This window comes from Aquimarina sp. I32.4 (genome assembly GCF_002924285.1).
Classification (GTDB): domain Bacteria; phylum Bacteroidota; class Bacteroidia; order Flavobacteriales; family Flavobacteriaceae; genus Aquimarina.
Genome location: NZ_PGUB01000213.1, coordinates 1 through 2,504 on the forward strand (window position 1 = coordinate 1; position 2,504 = coordinate 2,504).

Here is a 2,504-nt window from a genome sequence, read left to right on the forward strand (position 1 = left end):
TAGGAGTCCGTATCCCCAAAGGTCAAGGTAAAACCAGACTTTTGGGTATTCCAACAGTAGTAGATAGGTGTTTGCAACAAGCGGTAAGCCAACAACTAATGACAAAGTTCGAATATGATTTTGAATCGTTTAGTTATGGTTTCCGTCCAAAGAAGAACATCCATAAAGCAGTACTACAAGCACAGAGGTACATCAACGATGGATTTCAGGATATTGTAGATATTGATTTAGAAGGATTTTTTGATAAGGTAGATCACAGTATTTTACTACAATTAATTTACAACAAGGTACCATGTCCGATTACCCTTCGATTGATTCGTAAATGGCTACGATCTCCCATTGTTATAGATGGTAGGTTTTATAAACGCCGAAGAGGCATCCCTCAAGGAAGCCCACTAAGTCCATTATTATCTAATATTATGTTAGATGTTTTGGATAAGGAACTGGAAAGACAAGGTCTTCGTTATGTTCGATATGCAGATGATTTTAGTATCTATACAAAATCTAAAAGCAAAGCTAAAGAAGTTGGAAACAGGATTTATGTTTTTCTAAGAGAAAGACTTAAATTACCAATAAACAAGGCAAAAAGCGGTATACGCAGACCTGTGAATTTCGAGTTGCTAGGGCATGGATTTGTGCCGATCTACAAGAAAGGCATAAAAGGACAGTACCAGTTGGTTGTTAGTAAAAGTAGTTGGAATAAATTTAAGCGTAATCTTAAAGGTTTGACCAAGAAAACCAAGCCAATGTCATTAGTCGAGCGATTGGGTAGAATTACCAAAGTCTGTAGAGGATGGGTAAACAATTATCGTTTAACCAACAGCTATACCAAGCTGAAAAAGTTAGATGAGTGGCTACGTAATCGGTTACGGTATTGTATTTGGCATGATTGGAAAAAGGTAGAGAGAAAACGTAAGAATCTGATTCGATTAGGGATTAAACATGGACAAGCATATGCTTGGAGTCGAACCCGAATGGGAGGTTGGGCAGTAGCTCAAAGTCCTATACTAGGTACTACCATTACCATATCCAGACTCAAAAGAAAAGGATACGTTCCTATGATTGACTACTTAAATAAGGAGCAAACTTCGATTTGGTGAACCGCCTGTTACGAGACCCGTATGGCAGGTGGTGTGTGAGGTGCACTCCGCTATCTAATGATGGCGGAGCCATCTACACGATTGCCAACAGTATTTATTGTTCAGTTCAAAAGTTGATTTATTTGCCAGAACTTTATATTTTAAGGATGTCAAATTGTTGATATCCAAGTAAAATTAGAGCATAAAAAAACCTCAGACAGTATCTGAGGTTGTTTATTTTTTTTAAGTGCACCACGAATGCAAATGACTAATGGGACACTATTGAGTTGCAAATATACAACTATTTTATAAATTAATCATCATAACTATATCCTAATTTACTTTCGATGATATCTTTTATAATGTCATTTTTCGCGAATTTATTGAATAATTCAACTAATTTTTCTTCTAATTCATTCTTTCGATTGCTCGAAATATTATTCATTAAATAAAGCAATGCTTTAATTGCTGAATCTAAGCTATGGCTATAATCATTGTTGAAAGGCATTTCTGGAACACCACTTACTCCTTCGTCTATATGTAAATCAAATATCACGCCACTATGTGCACAACTATTACGAACAAAGACCAAAGTATCTAAAAAGTTTTGAAGTCTATCAGGTTTCTTAATAGCATACTGTAAAGAAATTTCTTTCCTAACATCTTGGTCGATAATATGTTCAAATACTTTCACTATTGAGCCGAATGTATAATATTCAAAAGTTTTCCAACAAGGTGCATATTTATCATCTGGATATTTAGCGTGGTGCTTACTAATTTGGATATTCTTTTTCTTAAAATTCTTATTGTAATGTGATTTTATATCTTTTAAATATTCTTCCGCCATTATTGCAGTATCTGTATACCAAATTGCATTATCATCGTAATGCATAGAAGCCCAATAAATAAGATTAGTCCTAAAGTTTAATTCTAACCTATTTATATATTTAATCAATAAATATCTTAAATCTACATCTAAATAATACAGGTCAATCACAGTTGAAAACTTAGTTCCTTGTGCAAAATTGTGGTCTGCATCAACTTCGAAAGGATGCCAGTAAAATCCTAACCGATAGTAACCAATGTCTAGTAGTATTTCTTTTATTTTGTCTTCTTCTAAGTCCAAATCCATACCTCTATCACGAAGCTTTTTCATCTGGTTTTCTACACTTGTTACTATTCCTGCCATTTATTTAAAAAGATGTAATCATTTAATTTTGTAAAAAAATCTAAAGATAAGAATTAACATATAAAGTTGTAGGTTTATTAATCAGTAACAAAAACGGTTGAAATAGAAGAGATTTAGTTCGGAATTCTCTAATGAAATGGTTCAGTTTATATTGTTGGCAACATGAATATATAGTTACCATGGTAACTATATATTTCTTATGTGAGGAGCTAATTTAGTAAATCTTTTAGATTTTT

2 protein-coding genes are annotated in these 2,504 nt (G+C 33.3%); one reads left to right on the forward strand and one right to left on the reverse strand.

Going from position 1 to position 2,504, the window contains the following annotated elements:
* On the forward strand, positions 1 to 1,100 hold a 1,100-nt coding region (gene ltrA / locus CVD18_RS21990; protein WP_103867514.1), incomplete at its 5' end, for a group II intron reverse transcriptase/maturase.
* Between the two features lie 292 nt (positions 1,101 to 1,392).
* Here the strand turns inward: ltrA and CVD18_RS21995 are convergent.
* Positions 1,393 to 2,268 (reverse strand): Abi family protein, encoded by an 876-nt coding sequence (locus CVD18_RS21995; protein WP_103867598.1) that lies wholly within the window; start codon positions 2,266 to 2,268, stop codon positions 1,393 to 1,395.
* Between the last annotated feature and the right edge of the window lie 236 nt (positions 2,269 to 2,504).

Coding starts and splice junctions, on each gene's coding strand:
- CVD18_RS21995 (WP_103867598.1), bottom strand. CDS start 2,268: ATGGCAGGAATAGTAACAAGTGTAGAAAACCAGATGAAAAAGCTTCGT.